Origin of the sequence: Actinomadura sp. GC306, from assembly GCF_004348665.1 — a bacterium.
In the GTDB taxonomy this organism is placed as follows: domain Bacteria; phylum Actinomycetota; class Actinomycetes; order Streptosporangiales; family Streptosporangiaceae; genus Spirillospora.
In genome coordinates this window covers 1-19,387 of record NZ_SMKM01000110.1, presented here as the reverse complement: position 1 = coordinate 19,387, position 19,387 = coordinate 1, and the positions used below count along the sequence as shown (strand labels likewise).

Annotated in this window: 16 protein-coding genes; 7 read left to right on the top strand and 9 right to left on the bottom strand. The window is 75.5% G+C overall.

Translation table 11 applies throughout. The features are described from left to right. From E1200_RS17230 to E1200_RS17220, 3 genes are all read left to right on the top strand, one after another. A partial coding sequence (locus E1200_RS17230) for an SDR family oxidoreductase (RefSeq protein ID WP_347813223.1) occupies positions 1 to 1,706 on the top strand: 1,706 nt, incomplete at its 5' end. Positions 1,707 to 1,761: 55 nt separating this feature from the next. After that, positions 1,762 to 3,375 carry an NAD(P)/FAD-dependent oxidoreductase gene (locus E1200_RS17225; protein ID WP_131953048.1) on the top strand — a complete coding sequence of 538 codons (1,614 nt, stop codon included), beginning with the start codon at positions 1,762 to 1,764 and terminating at the stop codon, positions 3,373 to 3,375. Positions 3,376 to 3,514: 139 nt separating this feature from the next. Continuing rightward, positions 3,515 to 3,949: a CBS domain-containing protein gene (locus tag E1200_RS17220; protein ID WP_131953047.1), complete on the top strand. Its 435-nt coding sequence runs from the start codon at positions 3,515 to 3,517 to the stop codon at positions 3,947 to 3,949. 17 nt (positions 3,950 to 3,966) lie between these two features. Here E1200_RS17220 and E1200_RS17215 read toward each other — a convergent pair whose 3' ends face one another. After that, positions 3,967 to 5,433: a PLP-dependent aminotransferase family protein gene (locus tag E1200_RS17215; protein ID WP_243708630.1), complete on the bottom strand. Its 1,467-nt coding sequence runs from the start codon at positions 5,431 to 5,433 to the stop codon at positions 3,967 to 3,969. 93 nt (positions 5,434 to 5,526) lie between these two features. On the opposite strand from E1200_RS17215, the gene E1200_RS17210 reads away from it, so the two are divergent. Continuing rightward, complete coding sequence (locus E1200_RS17210; protein WP_165950343.1) at positions 5,527 to 6,198, top strand: hypothetical protein; 672 nt, start codon at positions 5,527 to 5,529, stop codon at positions 6,196 to 6,198. A 7-nt stretch (positions 6,199 to 6,205) separates the two neighbouring features. Here E1200_RS17210 and E1200_RS17205 read toward each other — a convergent pair whose 3' ends face one another. The 4 genes from E1200_RS17205 to E1200_RS17190 form a co-directional block, all read right to left on the bottom strand. After that, on the bottom strand, positions 6,206 to 7,333 hold the full coding sequence (locus tag E1200_RS17205) for a glycerate kinase (RefSeq protein WP_131953046.1): 1,128 nt from the start codon (positions 7,331 to 7,333) through the stop codon (positions 6,206 to 6,208). Between the two features lie 13 nt (positions 7,334 to 7,346). Further along, on the bottom strand, positions 7,347 to 8,237 hold the full coding sequence (locus E1200_RS17200) for a hypothetical protein (RefSeq protein ID WP_131953045.1): 891 nt from the start codon (positions 8,235 to 8,237) through the stop codon (positions 7,347 to 7,349). After that, positions 8,234 to 9,331 (bottom strand): LD-carboxypeptidase, encoded by a 1,098-nt coding sequence (locus E1200_RS17195; RefSeq protein WP_243708629.1) that lies wholly within the window; start codon positions 9,329 to 9,331, stop codon positions 8,234 to 8,236. The genes E1200_RS17200 and E1200_RS17195 overlap by 4 nt, the downstream gene beginning before the upstream one ends. 106 nt (positions 9,332 to 9,437) lie before the next feature. After that, the gene (locus E1200_RS17190; RefSeq protein ID WP_243708628.1) at positions 9,438 to 10,205 is read right to left on the bottom strand and encodes a Sir2 family NAD-dependent protein deacetylase; all 768 of its coding nucleotides are present in this window, start codon (positions 10,203 to 10,205) and stop codon (positions 9,438 to 9,440) included. Positions 10,206 to 10,338: 133 nt separating this feature from the next. Between E1200_RS17190 and E1200_RS17185 the strand changes: the two genes are divergently transcribed. Then, positions 10,339 to 11,307: a sulfotransferase gene (locus tag E1200_RS17185; protein WP_131953043.1), complete on the top strand. Its 969-nt coding sequence runs from the start codon at positions 10,339 to 10,341 to the stop codon at positions 11,305 to 11,307. Positions 11,308 to 11,326: 19 nt separating this feature from the next. On the opposite strand, the gene E1200_RS17180 is transcribed toward E1200_RS17185, so the two are convergent. After that, on the bottom strand, positions 11,327 to 13,327 hold the full coding sequence (locus E1200_RS17180) for an ABC transporter ATP-binding protein (protein ID WP_131953042.1): 2,001 nt from the start codon (positions 13,325 to 13,327) through the stop codon (positions 11,327 to 11,329). Between the two features lie 290 nt (positions 13,328 to 13,617). Between E1200_RS17180 and E1200_RS17175 the strand changes: the two genes are divergently transcribed. Further along, positions 13,618 to 15,561, top strand: a complete 1,944-nt coding sequence (locus E1200_RS17175; RefSeq protein WP_243708627.1) for a Xaa-Pro dipeptidyl-peptidase — start codon at positions 13,618 to 13,620, stop codon at positions 15,559 to 15,561. Between the two features lie 72 nt (positions 15,562 to 15,633). On the opposite strand, the gene E1200_RS17170 is transcribed toward E1200_RS17175, so the two are convergent. From E1200_RS17170 to E1200_RS17160, 3 genes are all read right to left on the bottom strand, one after another. Further along, entirely contained in the window at positions 15,634 to 16,455 is an 822-nt protein-coding gene (locus tag E1200_RS17170; RefSeq protein WP_131953041.1) for an enoyl-CoA hydratase/isomerase family protein, read from the bottom strand. 148 nt (positions 16,456 to 16,603) lie between these two features. Beyond that, positions 16,604 to 16,816, bottom strand: a complete 213-nt coding sequence (locus tag E1200_RS17165) for a helix-turn-helix domain-containing protein (protein WP_021596738.1) — start codon at positions 16,814 to 16,816, stop codon at positions 16,604 to 16,606. A gap of 116 nt (positions 16,817 to 16,932) precedes the next feature. Beyond that, positions 16,933 to 18,531, bottom strand: coding sequence for an ABC-F family ATP-binding cassette domain-containing protein (locus E1200_RS17160; protein WP_131953040.1), 1,599 nt, complete (start codon positions 18,529 to 18,531; stop codon positions 16,933 to 16,935). A 273-nt stretch (positions 18,532 to 18,804) separates the two neighbouring features. Between E1200_RS17160 and E1200_RS17155 the strand changes: the two genes are divergently transcribed. Further along, positions 18,805 to 19,387: VOC family protein (locus tag E1200_RS17155; RefSeq protein WP_131953039.1), on the top strand; the 583-nt coding region annotated here is incomplete at its 3' end.

Sequence of the window (19,387 nt, the reverse complement as noted above, 5' to 3'; positions counted from 1 at the left end):
CCCTAGACCCCCAGAGACACGACGACATGACACCCCCGGCGTCCCCCGTCACCCGGCGGCGGGTCCGCGGCGACGGCGTCGACCTCGCCGTCTACGAGCAGGGCGACCGCTCGCGGCCGACCGTCCTGCTCGTCCACGGCTACCCCGACACCCACGCCGTCTGGGACGAGGTCGCCGAGCGGCTCGCCGGGCGGTTCCACGTCGTCCGGTACGACGTGCGCGGCGCCGGGGCGTCCTCCCGGCCCGCCGGGCGCAGGCGCTACGCGTTCCCGTACCTGATGGCCGACATGCAGGCCGTGCTGGACGCCACCGCCCCCGAGCGCAAGGTGCACCTGGTCGGGCACGACTGGGGGTCCATCCAGTCGTGGGAGGCGGTCTGCACGATGCCGGACCGCTTCGCCTCGTTCACCTCGATCTCCGGGCCGTGCCTGGACCACGTCGGGCACTGGATGCGCCGCAACCTCACCCGGCCGTCGCCGCGGAACCTCCGGCGGGCGGCCGGGCAGGCGGTGCGGTCCTGGTACATCTACGCCTTTCAGACGCCGCTGGTGCCGGAGTTGATGTGGCGGGCCGGGTTCTCCCGGGTCTTCACCCGCGCGCTGGCGGCGGGCGAGGGCGTCCCCCCGCGCCCCGGCCACCCGGCGAAGTCCCTGCCGCGCGACGGCGCCTCCGGGACCGGGCTGTACCGGGCGAACATGGCGCGGCGGCTGCGCGGGCCCCTGGACCGGCGGACGGACGTGCCGACCCAGGTCATCGTCCCCACCCGGGACCTGTTCGTCTCGCCGCACCTGGTGGGCGGGCTCGCCGGGCGCGTACCGAACCTGTCGGTCCGGCCCGTCGAGGCCGGCCACTGGGTGCCGCGCAGCCATCCGGGCGCCGTCGCGCGCTGGATCGGCGAGCACATCGCCGGCGTCCAGGGCGGCCCGCTGTCGGCGGCCGAGTCGCGCGCGCTGCGCGGGGCCAGGGCGGTCAAGGGGCGGCGCCCCTTCGAGGGGTCCCTCGCCGTCGTCACCGGCGCGGGCGGCGGGGCCGGGCGCGCGACCGCACTGGCGTTCGCCGAGCGCGGCGCCGAGGTCGTCGCCGCCGACCCCGACCCGGCCGCCGCCCGGCGGACCGCGGACCTCGCGGGGCTGCTCGGCCCGGCGGGGCACGCCTACACGGTGGACGTCTCCGACTCCGCAGCGTTGGAGGGCTTCGCGAAGGCGGTCGTGCACGAGCACGGGGTGCCGGACGTCGTCGTCAACCACACGGGAAAGGCCGCGGCCGGTCCCTTCTTCGACCACTCCGCCGAGGACTGGAAGGCGGCCCTGGACGCCGGCCTCCGGGGCGTCGTCCACGGCTCCCGGCTGTTCGCCGCGCCGATGGCGGAGCGGGGGCAGGGCGGCCACCTCGTCACCGTGCTGTCCACGGCCGGGTTCGCGCCGTCGCGTTCGGTGCCCGTCTCCGCCACCTGCGAGGCGGCCGCGCTGATGCTGTCCGACTGCCTGCGCGCCGAACTGAAGGGCAAGGGCATCGGGGTCAGCGCCGTCTGCGTGCCCGGTGGCGGCGCGCGGCCCGGCCCCGGCCCGGACGAGGTCGCGGAGCGGATCGTCGCCGCGGTCCGGTCCGGCAGGGCCGTCGTCCCCGTCACGGCCGGGGCGCGCCTGCGCCGGGCGGCCTACCGCGTCTGCCCGCGCCTCGTGCGGCGCCTCGCCCGGCGGGGCTGAACACCGCCGTCCCGGGTACCCGTAGGGCGTCGCCGACCGGAAGGGGCGGTGCCGCATGCCGGACGCCGTGGTCATCGGAGCGGGGCCCAACGGGCTGGTCGCCGCCAATGTGCTGGCCGACGCCGGCTGGGACGTGGAGGTCCTCGAAGCGCAGCCCGAGCCGGGCGGGGCCGTCCGCAGCGACCGGGGCGCCCACCCCGGCTACGTCAGCGACGTGTGCAGCGCGTTCTACCCGCTCGGTGTCGCGTCCCCCGCGATGCGCGCCCTCGATCTCGAACGGCACGGGCTGCGCTGGCGGCACGCGCCGGCCGTCCTCGCGCATCCGCTGCCGGACGGGCGGTGCGCCGTCCTCGAACGCGACCGGGACGCGACCGCGGCGGGGCTCGACGCGTTCGCCGCCGGGGACGGCGAGGCGTGGCTGCGGCTGTGCGGGCTCTGGGACGAGATCGGGGAGCCGCTCCTGCGCGCCCTGCTCACGCCGTTCCCGCCCGTCCGCGCCGCGGTCCCGCTGGCCGTGGCGGCGCGCCGCGCGGGCGGGCTCCGCGTCGCGCGCTCCCTGCTGTCGCCCGTCCGCTCGTTCGGCGCGCACGAGTTCGCCGGGCCGGGCGGGCCGCTGCTGCTCGCCGGCGGGACCCTGCACACCGACATGGGCCCGGAGACGTCGGGCGGGACGCTGTTCGGCTGGCTCCTCGCCATGGTCGGGCAGCGGTACGGCTGGCCGGTGGCCGGAGGCGGCGCGGGCGAGCTGACCGCGGCGCTGGTGCGGCGGCTGGAGTCGCGGGGCGGGCGGGTCCGCTGCGACGCCCCGGTCGCGTCGGTCGTCGTGCGCGGCGGCCGGGCGCTCGGCGTGCGGACGGCGGCGGGCGAGCCGGTGCGCGCCGCCCGGGCGGTGGTGGCGGACGTCGCGGCGCCCCTCCTCTACGGCGGCCTGGTCGGCTGGCGGGACCTGCCCGCCGCGCTCCGCGCCGACATGGACCGCTTCGACTGGGACCACGGCACCTTCAAGGTCGACTGGGCGCTGTCGGAACCGATCCCCTGGGCGTCGCCGGACGCGGCCCGTGCCGGGACCGTCCACCTCTCCCCCGGCCTGGACGCGATGACCGGCTACAGCGCGCAGCTCGCCACCGGCCGCGTCCCGGCCGAGCCGTTCGCGATCCTCGGGCAGCTCACGACCTCCGACCCGTCCCGCTCCCCCGCCGGCACCGAATCGGCCTGGGCCTACACGCACGTCCCCGGCCGGGTGAAGGGCGACGCAGGGCCGGACGGCATCACCGGCACCTGGGACGAACGCGAGCGGACCGCCATGGCCGCCCGGCTGGAGGACGCCGTGGAGCGCCTGGCGCCCGGCTTCCGGTCCCGGATCGCCGGCCGCCGGATCACCGCCCCGCCCGCGTTCGGCGTGCACGACGCCAACCTGCGGGACGGCGCCCTCAACGGCGGCACCGCGCTGCTCCACCAGCAGCTGGTGTTCCGTCCCGTGCCCGGCCTCGGCCGCGCCGAGACACCGGTCGCCGGGCTGTACCTGGCGTCCGCGTCCGCCCACCCGGGCGGCGGCGTGCACGGCGCGTGCGGCGCGAACGCCGCCCGCGCCGCGCTGGCCCACGCCTCCCCGGCGGGCCGCCTGCTGACCCCCGCGCTCGGCGCCCTGACCCGCCTCCTGGCCCCGTAGCGTCCTCCGTCCGCGGGTTTACCGCCGCGGGGTTCCGCCCGCGGCCGGAACGTGCGACCTTTGCTAAAAGCCCGGCGACCGGCACGCCCCGGCGGCCGTCGCCCGCCGGGCCTTCCGAACCGGCACCGGAGCGTGAGCAATGCGGATTCGCGACATCCTGCGGACGAAGGGAGACGCGGTGGCCACGGTGCGGCCCGAGGCCACCGTGCGGCAGCTGCTCTCCGTCCTGGCGGAGCACAACATCGGGGCGGTGGTGGTCTCCCCGGACGGCGCGTCGATCGCGGGCATCGCCTCCGAGCGCGACGTCGTGCGGGCGCTGCACGAGCGCGGCGCCGCCCTGCTCGACCGTCCCGTCTCCGACATCATGACCGCGGAGGTCCGCAACTGCGGGCCCGCCGACAAGGTGGAGGACCTGCGCCGCGCCATGACCGAGCACCGGTTCCGGCACGTGCCCGTCGTCGAGGACGGGCGGCTTGTCGGGATCGTCAGCATCGGCGACGTGGTCAAGAGCGCCATCGACGAACTGGAGAGCGACCGCGAGCACCTGGTCGACTACATCCAGCGCGCCCCCTAGTCCCAGGGGGACGGCTCTCAGACGTAGGCGGGGAGGGACCGGGCCGCGGGGGCCGACTCGGCCTCCCGGTGCGCCAGCGCCAGTCGCTCCACGGCCGTGCGCAGCGTGTCCGGGGGCAGGACGTAGGGGAGCCGGACGTAGTCCTCCAGCACGCCGTCGACGCCGAAGACCGGCCCGGCGACGACGCGGAGCCCGAGCCGCTCGGCCGCCTCGGCGAGCGGGGTCGCGATCGGCGCGCCGAGCCGTGCCCACAGCGACATGCCGCCCGCGGGCAGCCGGAACTCCCAGCCGGGCAGCAGCTCGCGCAGCGCCCCCGCGAGCGCGTCCCGGCCGCGGAGCAGCCCCGCGGCGCGCTCGGCGCGCACCTCGGCCACCCGCAGCAGCAGCTCGCTCACGATGAGCTGCTCCAGCACCGGGCTCGCCATGTCGAACGGCTCGCGGGCCAGCACCAGGCGGCGCGCCAGCGGCGCGGTCGTGCGGATCCACCCGATCCGCAGGCCGCCCCAGAACAGCTTCGACGCCGACCCGATGGTGATGACCCGGCCGCCGGAGTCGAAGGCCGCCGGCGGCGGCTCCCGCGGCGCGTCGAGGTCGTGCGCGAGCTCGGCGAAGGTCTCGTCGCAGACGAGGAACGCGTCGGCGCGGCGGGCGGCGTCCACGAGCGCGGCGCGGTCGGCGGCGGCCATCAGGTGCCCGGTCGGGTTCTGGAAGTCCGGGATCGTGTAGGCCATCCGGACGGCCGCCTGCCGCATCGCGCCGGCGGCGAGCTCGACGTCCCACCCCTCGTTGACGCCGACCGGGACCAGCCGGGCGCCGCGGCGGCGCAGCGTGCCGAGCGCGTGCGGGTAGGTGGGCCGCTCGATCATGACGGCGTCCCCGGGCTCGATGAGCGTCTGCGCCAGCAGCGTGAACGCGTGCTGCGCCCCGGTGGTGACGACGATCTGGTCCGGGCCGGTGGGGACGCCGCGCGCGGTGTACCCGTCGGCGATGAGCCGGCGCAGGCCCGCCAGCCCGGCGGGCTCGTAGCCGGGGCCGGCGCTGTGGCGGGGCAGTTCCGCCACGGCCGCCGCGACGGCCTCGTCGAAGATCGCCGGGGCGCCCGGGGTGGCGCAGCCGAGGTCGATGAAGTCGGCGTCGGCGGGCACCGGGTGCGCCTTGCCGAAGCGCGCGCCGGGCTGCGCGAGCCGCGGGTCGGCGGACGACATCCGCACCGGGGGCAGCGCCGTCCAGCTTCCCGCGCCCTGGCGGCTCTGGATGAAGCCCTCCTCGCGGAGCCGGTCGTAGGCGGCGGTGACCGTGGTCCGGCTGACGCCGAGCGCGGCGGCCAGGTCGCGTTCGGCGGGCAGCCGGGTCCGCAGGGCGAGCCGCCCGTCGAGGACGAGGCCGCGCACCGACCGGGCCAGCGCCGCGTAGACGGGGCGTTCCCCCGGCACGTCGCCCACCAGTCGCGCCAGGTTCTGCCCGCTCACGTATCGAGTGCTCACGCAGACCACTTTTGCACATTGGCTCTATGATGACCAGGCCACTTCGCGCCAAAGTGGACCCGGAGTCAGCCGATTCGGGCGAGAGGTAGAGGAATGGCCTTGATGGCACGCCGTCTTGTGCAGCTTTACGTGGGATTGGCCTTTTATGGGCTCAGCATCGCGCTCCAGGTGGCGTCCGCCCTCGGCAACAACCCCTGGGACGTCCTCCACCAGGGCCTCTCACGGCGCTTCGGCCTGTCGATCGGCGCCTGGATCGTCATCACCGGCGCGCTGGTGATGCTCGTATGGATCCCGCTGCGGCAGCGCCCCGGGATCGGGACGGTCAGCAACGCCGTCCTCGTCGGCGTCTTCGCCGACCTGTTCCTCTGGCTGCTGCCCGTCCCGGAGGCGGCCGCGGCGCGCTGGGCGTACCTCGTCGCCGCCGTGCTGGTCGGCGGTTTCGCGACCGGCTGCTACATCGGCGCCGGGCTCGGGCCGGGCCCGCGCGACGGCCTGATGACCGGGATCGCCGCGCGGGGCCGCCACTCGCTGCGCGTCGTGCGCACGGGGATCGAGCTGACCGTGCTGGCCGGCGGCTGGCTGCTCGGCGGGACGGTCGGCGCCGGGACGGTCCTGTACGCGGTCGCGATCGGCCCGCTCACGCACGTCTTCCTGCCCGCGCTCACCATCCGGCCCCGCACCCCCGCCACGGCACCCGGACCGGAGCCGGGCGCGGAGCCCGAGCCGGTCGGCCCCGCGGCGCGGGCGGAACCCGGCCGCCCCTGATCCGGAGTCAGCGGGCGAAGAGGCGGACGACCTGCTCGGCCAGGGCGGCGAGCAGCGGAGCGGCCCCGGCCTTGAGGGCGTCGACGTCGCGGGGGCCGTCGGCGATGCTGAACGCGGCGGTGAGCCCCAGCCCGTGCAGCGCGTCCAGCGGCCCGGCCACCCCGCCCGCCAGCGCGACGCACGGGACGCCGCGCTCCGCCGCGAGCGCCGCGACGGCGGAGACGACCTTGCCGGCCGCGCTCTGCCCGTCCACCCGGCCCTCCCCGGTGAGCACGAGGTCGGCGCCGGCGAGGGCGGCGGGCAGCCCGACGGCCTCCGCGACCAGGGGCGCGCCGGGTGCGGGCTCGGCGCCGAGCACCCCCACGAGGCCGCCGCAGGTGCCGCCGGCCGCGCCCGCCCCGGGCAGGTCGTGCACCCGGACGCCGGACCGGGCGGCCAGGACGTCGGCGAACACGGTGAGTGCGGCGTCCAGCTCCCGCACCTGCCCGGGGGTGGCGCCCTTCTGCGGGCCGAACACGGCGGCGGCGCCGGCCGGCCCGACGAGCGGGCTGGTCACGTCGCAGGCCACCCGGACGCGGGCGGCGCGCACCGCGTCCGGCACCCGGGAGTCGTCGATGCGCGCGAGGCGGGCGAGCGCGGCCCCGCCCGGCGGGAGCTCGGCGCCGGCGGCGTCGAGGAAGCGGACCCCGAGGGCGCGCAGCAGGCCGGTGCCGCCGTCGGTGGTGGCACTGCCGCCGACCGCGACGAGGATGTCGCGGGCACCGCGCCGGACCGCGTCGGCGATCAGCTCGCCGGTGCCGGTGGTGGCGGCGTTCAGCGGATCGGGCGGGACGTCCGCGACGAGCGGCAGCCCCGACGCGGCGGCGAGCTCCACGACGGCTGAGGTCCCGTCGCCCGCGAGCGCGTAGCGCGCCTTCACCTGGCGCCCGAGCGGGTCGGTGGCGGCGGTCTCGACCACCTCGCCCGCGCGGGCGGCGAGGAAGCAGTCCACGGTCCCCTCGCCGCCGTCCGCCATCGGCACCGCGGCGACCTCGGCGCCGGGCGCGGCGCGCCGGACGCCCTCCGCGACGGCGGCGCACACCCGCGCGGCGGGCAGGCTTCCCTTGAACGAGTCGGGCGCGACGACGACCCGCATCGGCGGCCCGCGCCTAGTGTTCCGCGGCCAGCGTGGCGAGGACCGAGGAGAACTCCTCCGGCAGCACCAGGGAGTCGCCCTCGTAGCGGATCGCGAGGCAGGTCAGCTCCCCGCCCCGCCACCAGTACAGGTGCGGGCTGAGCGAGCCCGGCCCGTCCTCGTAGGCGCGGTGCGCCTGCGCCTGCAGTTCTTTGGCCGCGGCCACCGCGGCGCGGTAGCGGGCCCGCGGGCACCCCTCGTTGAGCCGGAGCGGGTGGGCGACGATGAGGCTGCGGTTGGGGGCGATGACCAGCGCGCCGTACGGGCCGATCGAGAGGTACTCCTCCAGCCAGGCCAGGTGGGTCACGGCGTAGAACGTCCAGCCGTGCAGGACGGAGACGCGGACGCCGCCGAGGTCCTGCTCGTCCACCTGGAGCGGGCCGTCGCCGCGGACGTTGGCGCGGCCGAGCATGAACAGCGCGTCGCCGGAGACCGGCCAGCCGTTCATCTCCTCGGTGCTGACCGTCCGGACCGAGGTGGGCGTGTCGACGACCACGACCTCGATCAGGCCCGGCGCGAACGGCCGGGCGGCCAGGACGCCGTTGTCGGCCTCGGCGGGGTAGATGCGGGTGCGCAGCAGGTGCTGGGCGAGGTCGAAGTCGCTGAGGTCGAGCGGCTCCTCCATCGCGGTGACGATCGTGGTGACGTGGTCGGAGACCAGCGCCGGCCAGTCGTCGCGGGGCACCAGCCGGGCGAGCTGCCGCAGGTCGCGCATGCTGACCGGCAGCCGCGTGGCGCCCTCCAGGATGACGATCTCGCCGGGCGCGCGGTGGCAGGAGTAGCCGAGGCTCTCGGCCACCAGCACGAGCAGCGAGTCGAGCGTCCCGTCGGTGGTCGGGTCGGGTCGGGCGTGCCGGCCGCTCATCGTGCACCTCCCGGCGCTCGGAGGGTGAGCGCGGCCGTGTCGAGGACGGCGGGCGCGCCGAGTTCCAGGGTGCGCTGGTCGGGGCCGTGCCCGGCGGGGACGCCCGCCAGGACGGGCACGCCGAGCGGCCCGAGCCGCGCGGTGAACACCGCGTCGAGCTCGGCGGGGTCGCCGCAGCCGCGCCAGGAGCCGAGCGCGATCCCGGCGGCGCCGGCGAACCAGCCCGCCTGGAGCAGCTGGACGAGCATGCGGTCGACCCGGTAGGGCGCCTCGTCGACGTCCTCCAGGAAGACGATGCGGCCGGCGGCGGGCGGCGGCGCGTACGGGGTGCCGAGGAGGGCCGCCAGGAGCGCCAGGGTGCCGCCGGTGAGCGGGCCCTCGGCGCGGCCCGGCCGCAGCGCGTGCGTGCCGGGGAGGGCGACGGGGCCGCCGAACAGGGCCGCGCGCAGGCCGTCCAGCGTGGCGGCGCGCTCGGCGCCGGCCGCCCCGTCCGCGTCCTCGCCCGTGAGCGCGGGGCCGAGGTCGGCGATCACGCCGGCGGGCATGGGGCCGAAGGAGGTCGAGACGTTTAGGCGCGTTCCAAAAGCGGCGTGCAGGGCGGTGATGTCGCTCGATCCGTGCAGGAGCTTCGGGCCGCGGCCGGACTCGGCGGCCGTGTCCGACGCGGCGCGCAGGGCGTCCCAGTCGAGGTGGTCCAGGACGCGGGTGGCGCCGTAGCCGCCCCGCGCGCAGACCACCGCGCGGACCCGCGGGTCGCACCAGGCGGCCTGCAGGTCGGCGGCCCGGTCGGCGTCGCTTCCGGCGAGCCGGTGCCAGCCGTCCCGGACGGGGCCCGGCGGGCCGAGGTTGACACGGTCGAGGGCGTGCTTCCCGACCACCGCGTCAAGGCCGAGGTCGCGCAGGACGGCGCAGCCGGCCTCCAGCCGGGCGGGGTCGGCGGGGCCGCTGGGTGCGACGACCGCGACCCGGTCGCCGGGGCGCAACCGCCCGTATCTGCGGGTATGTCGCGTTCGCGGTCGTCCGCCGGGCATGCCGACGGCGGGCGCGTCGGCGGTCCCGTCGACCGCCTCCGCGCGGGCGCCCCCGCTTCTCAACCCGATCCCTCCTCGCACCGCGACGGATAGAGCTTGTCAGGATCCGGACGCCAGTGGAAGAGGCGCACGGTCACGACCCGCCAACAGATCACCGGCCGCCGGCGGCTCACCGCCCGCCGCCGAGCGCGATCGCGGCCAGCCGCGGCAGCGTCTCGCCGATCGGCCGGCGCAGGACCGCATCGGCCAGCCCATCGTACGGCGTCTCCTCCGCGTTGATGATCACCAGGCGGGCGCCGTGCTCGACGGCCTCCAGGCACAGCCCGGCCGCGGGCTGCACGGTCAGCGAGGTCCCCACGGCGAGGAACAGGTCGCAGGAGCGCGCCGCGTCGACCGCGGCCGCGAGGACGCCGCGGTCCAGCGGCTGCCCGAAGGAGATCGTCGCGGACTTCTGGATGCCGCCGCACTCGGCGCAGGGCGGGTCCTCCTCGCCGGCGTCGACCCGCCGCAGGACGTCGGGCATGGGGGTGCGCAGGTCGCAGGACAGGCAGACCGCCTCCCGCACGGTGCCGTGGATCTCGATGACCGTCCCGGCGCCCGATCCGGCGCGCTGGTGCAGGCCGTCGATGTTCTGGGTGATGAGGGCGCGCAGCCGGCCCGCCCGCTCCAGCTCGACGAGGGCGGCGTGCGCGGCGTTCGGCTCGGCGTCCCACACCGGGTCGTCGCGGCGGGACCGCCAGGCGCGGCGCCGCACCTCCGGGTCGGCGAGGTAGGAGCCGATCGTGGACATCGCCTCCGCCGCCGGGTCCCTCGTCCAGACGCCCTGCGGCCCGCGGAAGTCGGGGATGCCGCTGTCGGTGGAGATCCCGGCGCCGGTCAGCGCGGTGATCGCGGCGGCGTCCGGCAGCAGCTCGGCGAGCGTCGGGGAAGTGTCCACCACTCCCATGGTAGGTGCCGCCTTCCAGGGGGCCGGCTGGGCGGGACGATCCGTTTAACAGATGGGTATCGGTCGCCCCTTACGGAGCGTCACGGACCGACCGGGCCATAAAGGGTGACAAACTTGGCCTCGTATGAGGTCGACGCCGCACATCCTGGTGATCAACGGCACCAAGGTGCGCCGCCCGGTGTTCATCCTGGGGGCGCCCCACTCCGGTGCGGTGCCGCTGGCGCGTGCGGTCAAGCGGTCGCCGGGGTTCCACCTGACCACGGGCCGCCCCGGCGTGCTGCGCGTCACCTACGCGTTCGCGCGGCAGCCGTCGATCGCGACGGAGCGCGGGAAGGGCGCGGCGCGGGTCCTGCGGGACGCCTACGCGGAGGCGTGGCTGGTGTCCGGCCGGGCGTGCGCGCAGTGCCCGGACGAGTGCCGCGAGCTGGCCGGGCTGCCGCCCCGCCCGCCCGCGGTGGCCGGCCGGCCCGCGGCCGACAGCGCCCACCAGGAGCCGTGCGTGGAGCCGCAGGGCATCGCCCGGTTCGCCGACGCCTCCCCCGACCTGATCTACAGCGCCGACGTGCTGCTGGACGCCTTCCCCGACGCGCAGCTCGTCCAGGTGATCCGGGACGGCCGCGACGTCGTCGCCGACATGCTGGACGACGAGCGCTGCCTGGCCTGGTTCAAGCCGGGCCTCGCCAACCTGGACACGGTCTTCCCCAACCCCTTCCTCGGCGTCGAGGACCACACCGAGCGCAACCGGTGGCCGCGCGCCGCGGCGGCCGTCAAGTGCGCGCTGCGCTGGCGCGGCTCGGTGCGGCTCAGCGCGAGGCTGCGCCGCCAGGTCCCGGAGGACCAGCTGTTCACCGTCCGTTACGAGGAGATGGTCGCCCGGCCGCGCCGGGTGACCGCCGAGCTGGCGGAGTACCTGGACGCCCCGGTGCCGAAGACGGCCCTGTCCGGGCTGGTGCGCGCCGGGGTGCCGGACCGGGGCGGCGACCACGGCGTCGGGTCGTGGCGCGACCGGCTGACGCCGCGGCAGGTCGCGCAGGTCGAGAAGGTCGCCGGGACCGAGCTGCGGCGGCTCGGCTACCGCACCGCCGACGCCTGAGCCGCCGGGCGCCGGGCCGTCACTCCGCCCCGAGCGGCTCGGCCGGCCGCTTCTGCTCGCGCCGGTCGCCGTCGCGCTGGTGCGCGAACTGCGTGCGGTACAGCTCGGCGTACAGCCCGCCCTGGAGCAGCAGCTCCTCGTGCCGCCCGCGCTCGGCGATCCGGCCGTCCTCGATCACCAGGATCTGGTCGGCCTCCCGGATCGTGGACAGCCGGTGCGCGATCACCAGGGACGTCCGCCCGGCCAGCGCGGTGCGCAGCGCCTGCTGGACGGCCGCCTCGGACTCGGAGTCCAGGTGCGCGGTCGCCTCGTCCAGCACCACCACGGACGGCGCCTTCAGCAGCAGCCGCGCGATCGCGAGGCGCTGCTTCTCCCCGCCCGACAGCCGGTAGCCGCGGTCGCCGACGACGGTGTCGAGGCCCTCCGGCATCGCCTCGACGAGGTCGCCGATCCGCGCGGCCTCCAGGGCCGCGCGGATCTCCTCGTCGGTCGCGCCGGGCCGCGCGTAGCGCAGGTTGGCGCCGATCGAGTCGTGGAACAGGTGCGCCTCCTGGCTGACCACGCCGACCTCGGCGCGCAGCGACTCCAGCGTGACGTCGCGGACGTCGACGCCCCCGATCCGCACCGCGCCGCCGGTCACGTCGTACAGCCGCGACACCAGGTGCGTGATCGTCGACTTGCCCGCGCCGGACGGGCCGACGAGCGCGACCATCCGGCCGGGGGCGGCGGTGAAGTCGATGTCGTGCAGGACCTCGCGCCCGGGGGCGGTGTCGGTCCGCGCGATCGACTCCAGCGAGGCCAGCGACACCTCCTCCGCGGACGGGTAGGCGAAGCGGACGTGGTCGAACTCGACCGACGGGGCGCCGGCCTTGGTGAGGCGCACCCCGTCGCCCGGGGCCGCCTCCGGAGCCTCCTCCTGGGCCGCCTCCGGCGCCTTCCCGGCCGGGCGGACCTCGGCGAGGGGGCGGGCGCCGTCGCGGTCGCGGATGAGCGGCTTGAGGTCGAGCACCTCGAAGACGCGGTCGAAGCTGACGAGAGCGGTCATCACGTCGACGTGGACGTTGGACAGCGCGGTCAGCGGACCGTACATCCGGGTCAGCAGGGTGGCGAGCGCGACCATCGTGCCGAGCTCCAGGGTGCCGTTCACGGCGAGGACGCCGCCGACGCCGTAGACCATGGCGGTGGCGAGGGCGGCGACCAGCGTCAGCGCGGTGAAGAAGACCCGCCCGTACATGGCCGCGACGATCCCCACGTCGCGGACCCGCGCGGCGCGGCCGGAAAAGTTCTCCTCCTCCTCGGCGGGCCGCCCGTAGAGCTTGGCCAGCATCGCGCCCGCGACGTTGAACCGCTCGGTCATCAGCGAGCCCATCTCGGCGTCCAGCACCATCTGCTCGCGGCTGACGCGCTGGAGCCGCTTGCCGACCCACTTGGCCGGCAGGATGAAGATCGGGAGCAGCAGCAGCGCGATGAACGTGACCTGCCACGACAGGATCAGCATGGTGGCCAGCACCAGGACGAGGCTGATCACGTTGGACACCACCGACGACAGCGTGGTGGTGAGGGCGCGCTGCGCGCCGATGACGTCGTTGTTGAGCCGGCTGACGAGCGAGCCGGTCTGCGCCCGCATGAAGAACGCGACGGGCTGCCGCTGGACGTGCGCGAAGACCTGGCTGCGCAGGTCGTAGATGAGCCCCTCCCCCACCCGCGCCGAGTACCAGCGCTGGACGAGGCTGAGCACCGCCTCGACCAGCGCGAGCCCGGCGACGGCGAGCGCGAGCCACACGACGAGCCCCTGCCGGCCCGCCACGATGCCGCTGTCGATGATCGCCTTCAGCAGCAGCGGGTTGGCGACGATGATCAGCGCGGACAGCGAGTTCAGGCCGAGGAAGAGCACCAGCTCGCGGACGTAGGGACGGGCGTACCCCGCGATCCTCCCCACCGTGCCGGGCTTGAGCTTCTGCCGGGTGACGGAGCTGTCCCTGCGGAAGGAGGCCATCACCTGCCACCCGTTGCCCGGCATTCCCGGCATTCCCACAAGCGCCTCCGAGGTCCGCCGCGCGCCCGCGGGGGCCGCCGCCGCGCGCATCCACGTAATCAAGTAAGCATCTCAGTACCCGGCGGGGACAACGCGCCCCCGGCGGACCGCCTTCCCGCGTCCGCTCCTGGCGTAACCGGTGGTCCGGCGGCGGGCCGGGCGAGCCCGTCGTCCGGACGGTGGTGGGCGGGGCCCGAAGGACGGTGGACTTCGCCTCGCGCGCGGAGTAGAAGTGATCAACCCCTTACGAAGGCTCACACCCCCCAGGAGCCCCCGTGATACGACGCCTCCCGCCCGGCGGCGCCGGCGTGATCACCGTCACCGCCGCGCTGCTCACCCTCACCGCCCTCCCCGCCGGCGCGGCCGTGCCCGGCACTTCCGCACCGCCCGGCCAGCGCTCCCCCGGCGGCTCCCCCGCGCTCACCGTGCGGGGCGGCGAGACCCAGCCGGTCTTCTCCCGCGCCGACGCCGTGACCCAGTCCGTCGACATCGAGACCACGGTCGACAGCGACCGCGACGGCGTCCGGGACCGGGTGCGGATGCGGATCATTCGCCCCAAGGAGACCGACACCGCCGGCCTGAAGGTCCCGACGATCGTGGAGCCGAGCCCGTACTGGGCCGGCGGCAACCCCGTCACCAACCACCCCGTCGACATCGGCGACGCCCGGGCCAGGGCGTTCGCCGCGCCGCAGCGCGACCTGGCGGCGATCTTCTCCGGCTACCACGACAACTACTTCCTGCCGCGCGGGTACGCCGTCGCCCACCTGGACAGCATCGGGACCGGCGGCTCCACCGGCTGCCCGACGTCCGGGGACCGCGCCGAGCAGGCCGGCGCGAAGGCGGCGGTCGACTGGCTGAACGGCCGCGCCCGCGGCTGGGCGCCGGACGGCACGCCGGTGCAGGCCGGCTGGTCGACCGGGAACGTCGGCATGACCGGCGTGTCCTACAACGGGACGCTGCCGAACATGGCCGCCGCGACCGGCGTGCCGGGGCTGAAGGCCATCGTCCCGATCGCCGCGATCTCCAGCTGGTACGACTACTACCGCGCGAACGGCGGCGTCGTCGCCCCCGGCGGCTACCAGGGCGAGGACCTCGACGTCCTCGCCAGGTACGTGCTGACCCGCGAGAACCCCGAGGTCTGCGCGAAGGTCATCGAGGAGATCGAGGCGGCCCAGGACCGCGAGACCGGCGACTACGGCGAGGTGTGGGCCGCCCGCGACTACGTCGACCAGGCGCGGAAGGTCCGGGCCGCCGTCATGGTCGTGCACGGCCTGAACGACTGGAACGTCAAGGTGAAGAACTCCGCCCAGTGGTGGAACGCCCTCAAGGAGGCCGGGGTCCCGCGCAAGCTGTGGCTCCACCAGGGCAACCACTCGACGCCGTACCGCTGGCGGCTGGAGGAGTGGCTGCGGCAGACGCACCGCTGGTTCGACCGCTACCTGTACGGGATCCGCAACGGCATCGAGCACGAGCCCCGCGTGGACGTCCAGCGCGCGGACGGCACGTGGGACACCGCGCGCGACTGGCCGGTCCCCGGCACCGCCACCGTGCCGCTCAGCCTGAACGCCGGTGACGCGGGGCAGCCCGGCCGGCTGGGCCTGCTCCCCCGGCCCGGCGCGGCGCAGTCGTTCACCGACGCGGGGAGGACCCGCACCGCCGAGGACCTCCTGGTGAACGAGGACGCGGCCGATCCCGGCCGCCTGGCCTACCTCACGAAGCCGCTGCCCGCGCCCCTGCGGGTGAACGGCACGCCGCGGATCACGCTGCGGGCCTCGCTGGACGGGCGCTCGCCGTACCTGACGGCCCTGCTCGTCGACTACGGCACCGCCGCCCGGCCCACCGGCCGCCGCACCGACACTGGTGAGCGGGTCTGCTTCGGCGAGGGCGTGCCGGGCGACGACGGCTGCACCACACGGCAGGCGCTGGAGACCGCGACCACCCCCTACAAGATCATCACCAGGGGGTGGCTGGACGCCCGGAACCGGCACGACCCGGCGCGCACCGACCCGATCGACCCCGGCCGGGCCTACACGTTCCGCTGGGACTTCGAGCCGACCGACTACACCGTCGAGGCCGGCCACCGGCTCGGCGTGATCGTCCTGTCCACCGACTACGACTACACGCTGCGGTACCCGGCGGGCACGAAGGTCGAGGTGAAGCCGGGCGTCAGCCGGGTCCTGCTGCCCCTCGCCCGCGGCGGCCGCAAGGCCCTGAGCTAGGCCGGGCCCGGCCGGCGGCGGGCCGTCCGCGGGGAACTCCTCGCGGACGGGCCGCCGCAGGGCCGGAGCGGGTCAGCGTCCGAAGACGTCCCGCAGCCGGCCGATCTGCTCGCGGCGCTCGGCGGCGCACTGCTCGTCGAGGCTGTTGCCCGGGGCCTGCCACAGCAGCCGCTTGGTCGCGACGGCCGCGCCGGCGTTCACCGCCAGCAGCGCGTCGACCAGGTCGCGGACGGCTCCGTCGAGCCCGTCGCGCGGCACGGTGATCTCGGCGAGCCCGATCCGCGCGGCCTCCTCGGCACGCACGGTGCGGGCGGTGAGGCACAGTTCCAGCGCCCGGCCGATGCCCACGATCTCCACGAGCGGCTTGGTGCCGGTCAGGTCGGGGACGAGCCCGAGCGCGGGCTCCTTCATGCAGAACTCGGCGTCGTCGGCGACGACGCGGATGTCGCAGGCCAGGGCGAGCTGGAACCCGGCGCCGATGGCGTGGCCGTGCACCGCCGCGACGGTGACGATCTCGGGGCGCCGCAGCCAGGTGTAGCCCTCCTGCAGCTCGGCGATGAACCGGTCGGTGCCCTCCGCGTCGGCGCCGTCGGTGAACCCGCCGCCCTCGCCGGAGAACATGCCGAGGTCGATGCCCGCCGAGAAGCTCGGGCCCTCGCCGCGCAGGACGACCACGCGGACGTCCGCGGGCAGGGAGCGGCCGATGGCGGCGAGACCGCGCCAGGTGGCGAAGGTCATGGCGTTGCGCCGCTCGGGCCGGTCCAGCGTCACGGTCGCGACGGCACCGGCCACCTCCAGCCGCAGCCCGGCCTCCTTGAGGGCCGCCTCGTCCAGAGCACCATCCGCCCGGTCCGTGGCCGTTTCCGGCCGCCCGTCCGTATTCGCGTCCGCCATGGGCCTCCCTTTCGATGAGCGCGCGACGGGCCCGCCCCGCCGTCCACGGGGCGGAGCCCGGCGCCCGACCCGTCGCCGCGACCGAACCCTACTCGGCCGGCCGCGGCGCCGGTTCAGGCGGTGCGCTCATCCGGGGGCCGGTGTCCGGTCAGGACTTCTTGCCCCGGGTCGCGCCACCGCGACCGCGCAGGTTGACGCCGGACTCGGTCAGAATCCGGTGGATGAAACCGTACGAGCGGCCGGTGGCGGCTGCCAGGGCGCGGATGCTCTCGCCGGAGTCGTACCTCTTCTTGAGGTCCGCCGCCAGCTTGTCGCGCTCGGCACCGGTCACGCGGGTGCCCTTCTTAAGGGTCTCGGCCACGAGTACCTCCCGTAGTGATGTGGTGACCGCTGCGTTATCCCCCGCCATGATCAGTCATTCCCGCCGGTTCGGCTACCCACTCGGCCAGAAAAGATCTGCAGAAGTCACTGCGCAGGTCACGCGAGCGTCACCAGATCGGCGAACTCGTCACTCCAGATGTCTTCCACCCCATCCGGCAGCAAAATCACTCTTTCCGGTGCGAGCGCCTCCACGGCCCCCTCGTCGTGGGTCACCAGGACGATGGCGCCGGCGAACGTCCGCAGCGCGCCGAGGATCTCCTGGCGGCTGGCGGGATCGAGGTTGTTGGTGGGCTCGTCCAGCAGCAGGACGTTCGCGCTGGACACCACGAGCATCGCCAGCGCCAGCCGGGTCTTCTCGCCGCCGGACAGCACCCCCGCGGGCTTGTCGACGTCGTCGCCGGAGAACAGGAACGAGCCGAGGATCTTGCGGACCTCGACGGGCGCCATGCCGGGCGCGGCCGACTGCATGTTCTCCAGGACGGACCGGCCGACGTCCAGGGTCTCGTGCTCCTGGGCGTAGTAGCCGATGCGCAGCCCGTGGCCGGCCACCACCGACCCGGTGTCGGGCTCGTCGACGCCCGCCAGCAGGCGCAGCAGGGTCGTCTTGCCCGCGCCGTTGAGGCCGAGGACGACCACGCGGCTGCCCCGGTCGACGGCCAGGTCCACGTCGGTGAAAATCTCCAAAGATCCGTACGATTTCGACAAACCCTCCGCGGTAAGGGGGGTTTTGCCGCACGGTGCCGGTTCCGGGAAGCGGATCTTGGCGACCTTGTCGGCCTGCCGCTCGCCCTCGACGCCCGCGAGGAGCTGCCGGGCGCGCCGGTCCATCTGCTGCGCCGCCTTCGCCTTGGTGGCCTTGGCGCGCATCTTGTCGGCCTGCGACAGCAGCGCCGACGCCTGCCGCTGCGCGTTGGCCGTCTCGCGCTTGCGGCGCCGCTCGTCGGTCTCGCGCTGCTCCAGGTACTTCTTCCAGCCGACGTTGTAGATGTCGATGACGCTGCGGTTGGCGTCCAGGTGGAAGACCCGGTTCACGACCGCGTCCAGCAGCTCGACGTCGTGGCTGATGACGACGAGCCCGCCCTGGTGGCCCTTGAGGAAGTCGCGGAGCCAGACGATGGAGTCGGCGTCCAGGTGGTTGGTCGGCTCGTCCAGCAGGAGGGTGTCGGCGCCGGAGAACAGGATGCGCGACAGCTCGACCCGGCGCCGCTGCCCGCCCGACAGCGTCCCGAGGGGCTGGGTCATGACCCGGTCGGGCAGGCCGAGGCTGGAGGCGATCGAGGCCGCCTCGGCCTCGGCGGAGTAGCCGCCGAGCACGTGCAGCCGCTCCTCCAGCCGGCCGTACCGGCGCACGGCCTTGTCGCGCTCGGCGCCCGTCGCGGCGGCCATGGCCTCCTCGGCGGCGCGCAGCTTGCGGATGACCTCGTCCAGGCCGCGGGCGGACAGGATCCGGTCGCGGGCCAGCTCGTCGAGGTCGACGTCGCGGGGGTCCTGCGGGAGGTAGCCGATCGTGCCGGAGGACGTCACGGCGCCCTGCGCGGGCTGGCCCTCCCCGGCCAGGACCCTGGTGAGGGTGGTCTTCCCGGCGCCGTTGCGGCCGACGAAGCCCACCCGGTCGCCGGGGTTGACCCGGAAGGTGGCGGACTCGATCAGCAGTCTCGGGCCGGCGCGCAGCTCGATGTCTTTCGCGATGATCACAGTGACAGGGCTCCCCTGGAGGACGGCTCGGAGGACAGGCACGAAGAAGCGCGCCGCTCGGCCCGACGGCCGGGGCGCGCTGGGGCGCACTGTCAGTTCGGGAGCGGAACCATCAGCCCAGTGTACGTGACGGCGGGCCGCTTCCCGCCCGCCGATCGGCCGCCCCCGCACGGCCCCCGGCGGGATCGACCGGTGATCGATGTGTGAAGCCGCAGCCCGGGGCCAGGATGAGGGACGGGGCGAGCGGCGCAGGACGCGGGGAGTGTGAGCGAGATGACGCAGGTCACGGCCAATCCGCCGGAGGGGACGCCGAGCTGGCTCGACATCGGCGTGCCCGACGTCGAGCGGGCCAAGGCGTTCTACGGGCCGCTGCTCGGCTGGGACTTCGAGGACGCGGGCCCCGAGGCGGGCCACTACAACCAGTGCACGCTGCGCGGGGTGCCCGTCGCCGGGATGATGCAGAACCCGGAGGACCAGCCGGACGAGTACTGGTGGTCGGTGTACTTCGCCGCCGACGACTGCGACGCCGTCGCCCGCCGCGCCGCCGAGGCCGGCGCGGAGGTCGTGGTCCCGGCCATGGACGTGATGGACCTCGGCCGGATGGCCATCCTCAAGGACCCGCAGGGCGGGCAGTTCGGCCTGTGGGAGGGCCGGGCGCACCCCGGGTCCGGGATCGTGAACGAGCCGGGGTCGTTCGTCTGGAACGAGCTGGTCACGCCCGGCCTGGAGCCCGCCGCCGAGTTCTACCGGGCGGTGTTCGGCTTCGAGACCGAGCCGATGCCGGGCGAGCACGAGTACGCCGTGCTGCGCCGCCCCGACGGCCGCTACATCGGCGGGGTCGAGGGCGGGCGTGACC

Bases quoted from the DNA above. Each gene is read 5' to 3' on its own strand.
- E1200_RS17225 (WP_131953048.1), top strand. From the start codon at position 1,762: ATGCCGGACGCCGTGGTCATCGGAGCGGGGCCCAACGGGCTGGTCGCC.
- E1200_RS17220 (WP_131953047.1), top strand. From the start codon at position 3,515: ATGCGGATTCGCGACATCCTGCGGACGAAGGGAGACGCGGTGGCCACG.
- E1200_RS17210 (WP_165950343.1), top strand. From the start codon at position 5,527: ATGGCCTTGATGGCACGCCGTCTTGTGCAGCTTTACGTGGGATTGGCC.
- E1200_RS17205 (WP_131953046.1), bottom strand. From the start codon at position 7,333: ATGCGGGTCGTCGTCGCGCCCGACTCGTTCAAGGGAAGCCTGCCCGCC.
- E1200_RS17200 (WP_131953045.1), bottom strand. From the start codon at position 8,237: ATGAGCGGCCGGCACGCCCGACCCGACCCGACCACCGACGGGACGCTC.
- E1200_RS17185 (WP_131953043.1), top strand. From the start codon at position 10,339: ATGAGGTCGACGCCGCACATCCTGGTGATCAACGGCACCAAGGTGCGC.
- E1200_RS17180 (WP_131953042.1), bottom strand. From the start codon at position 13,327: ATGCCGGGCAACGGGTGGCAGGTGATGGCCTCCTTCCGCAGGGACAGC.
- E1200_RS17170 (WP_131953041.1), bottom strand. From the start codon at position 16,455: ATGGCGGACGCGAATACGGACGGGCGGCCGGAAACGGCCACGGACCGG.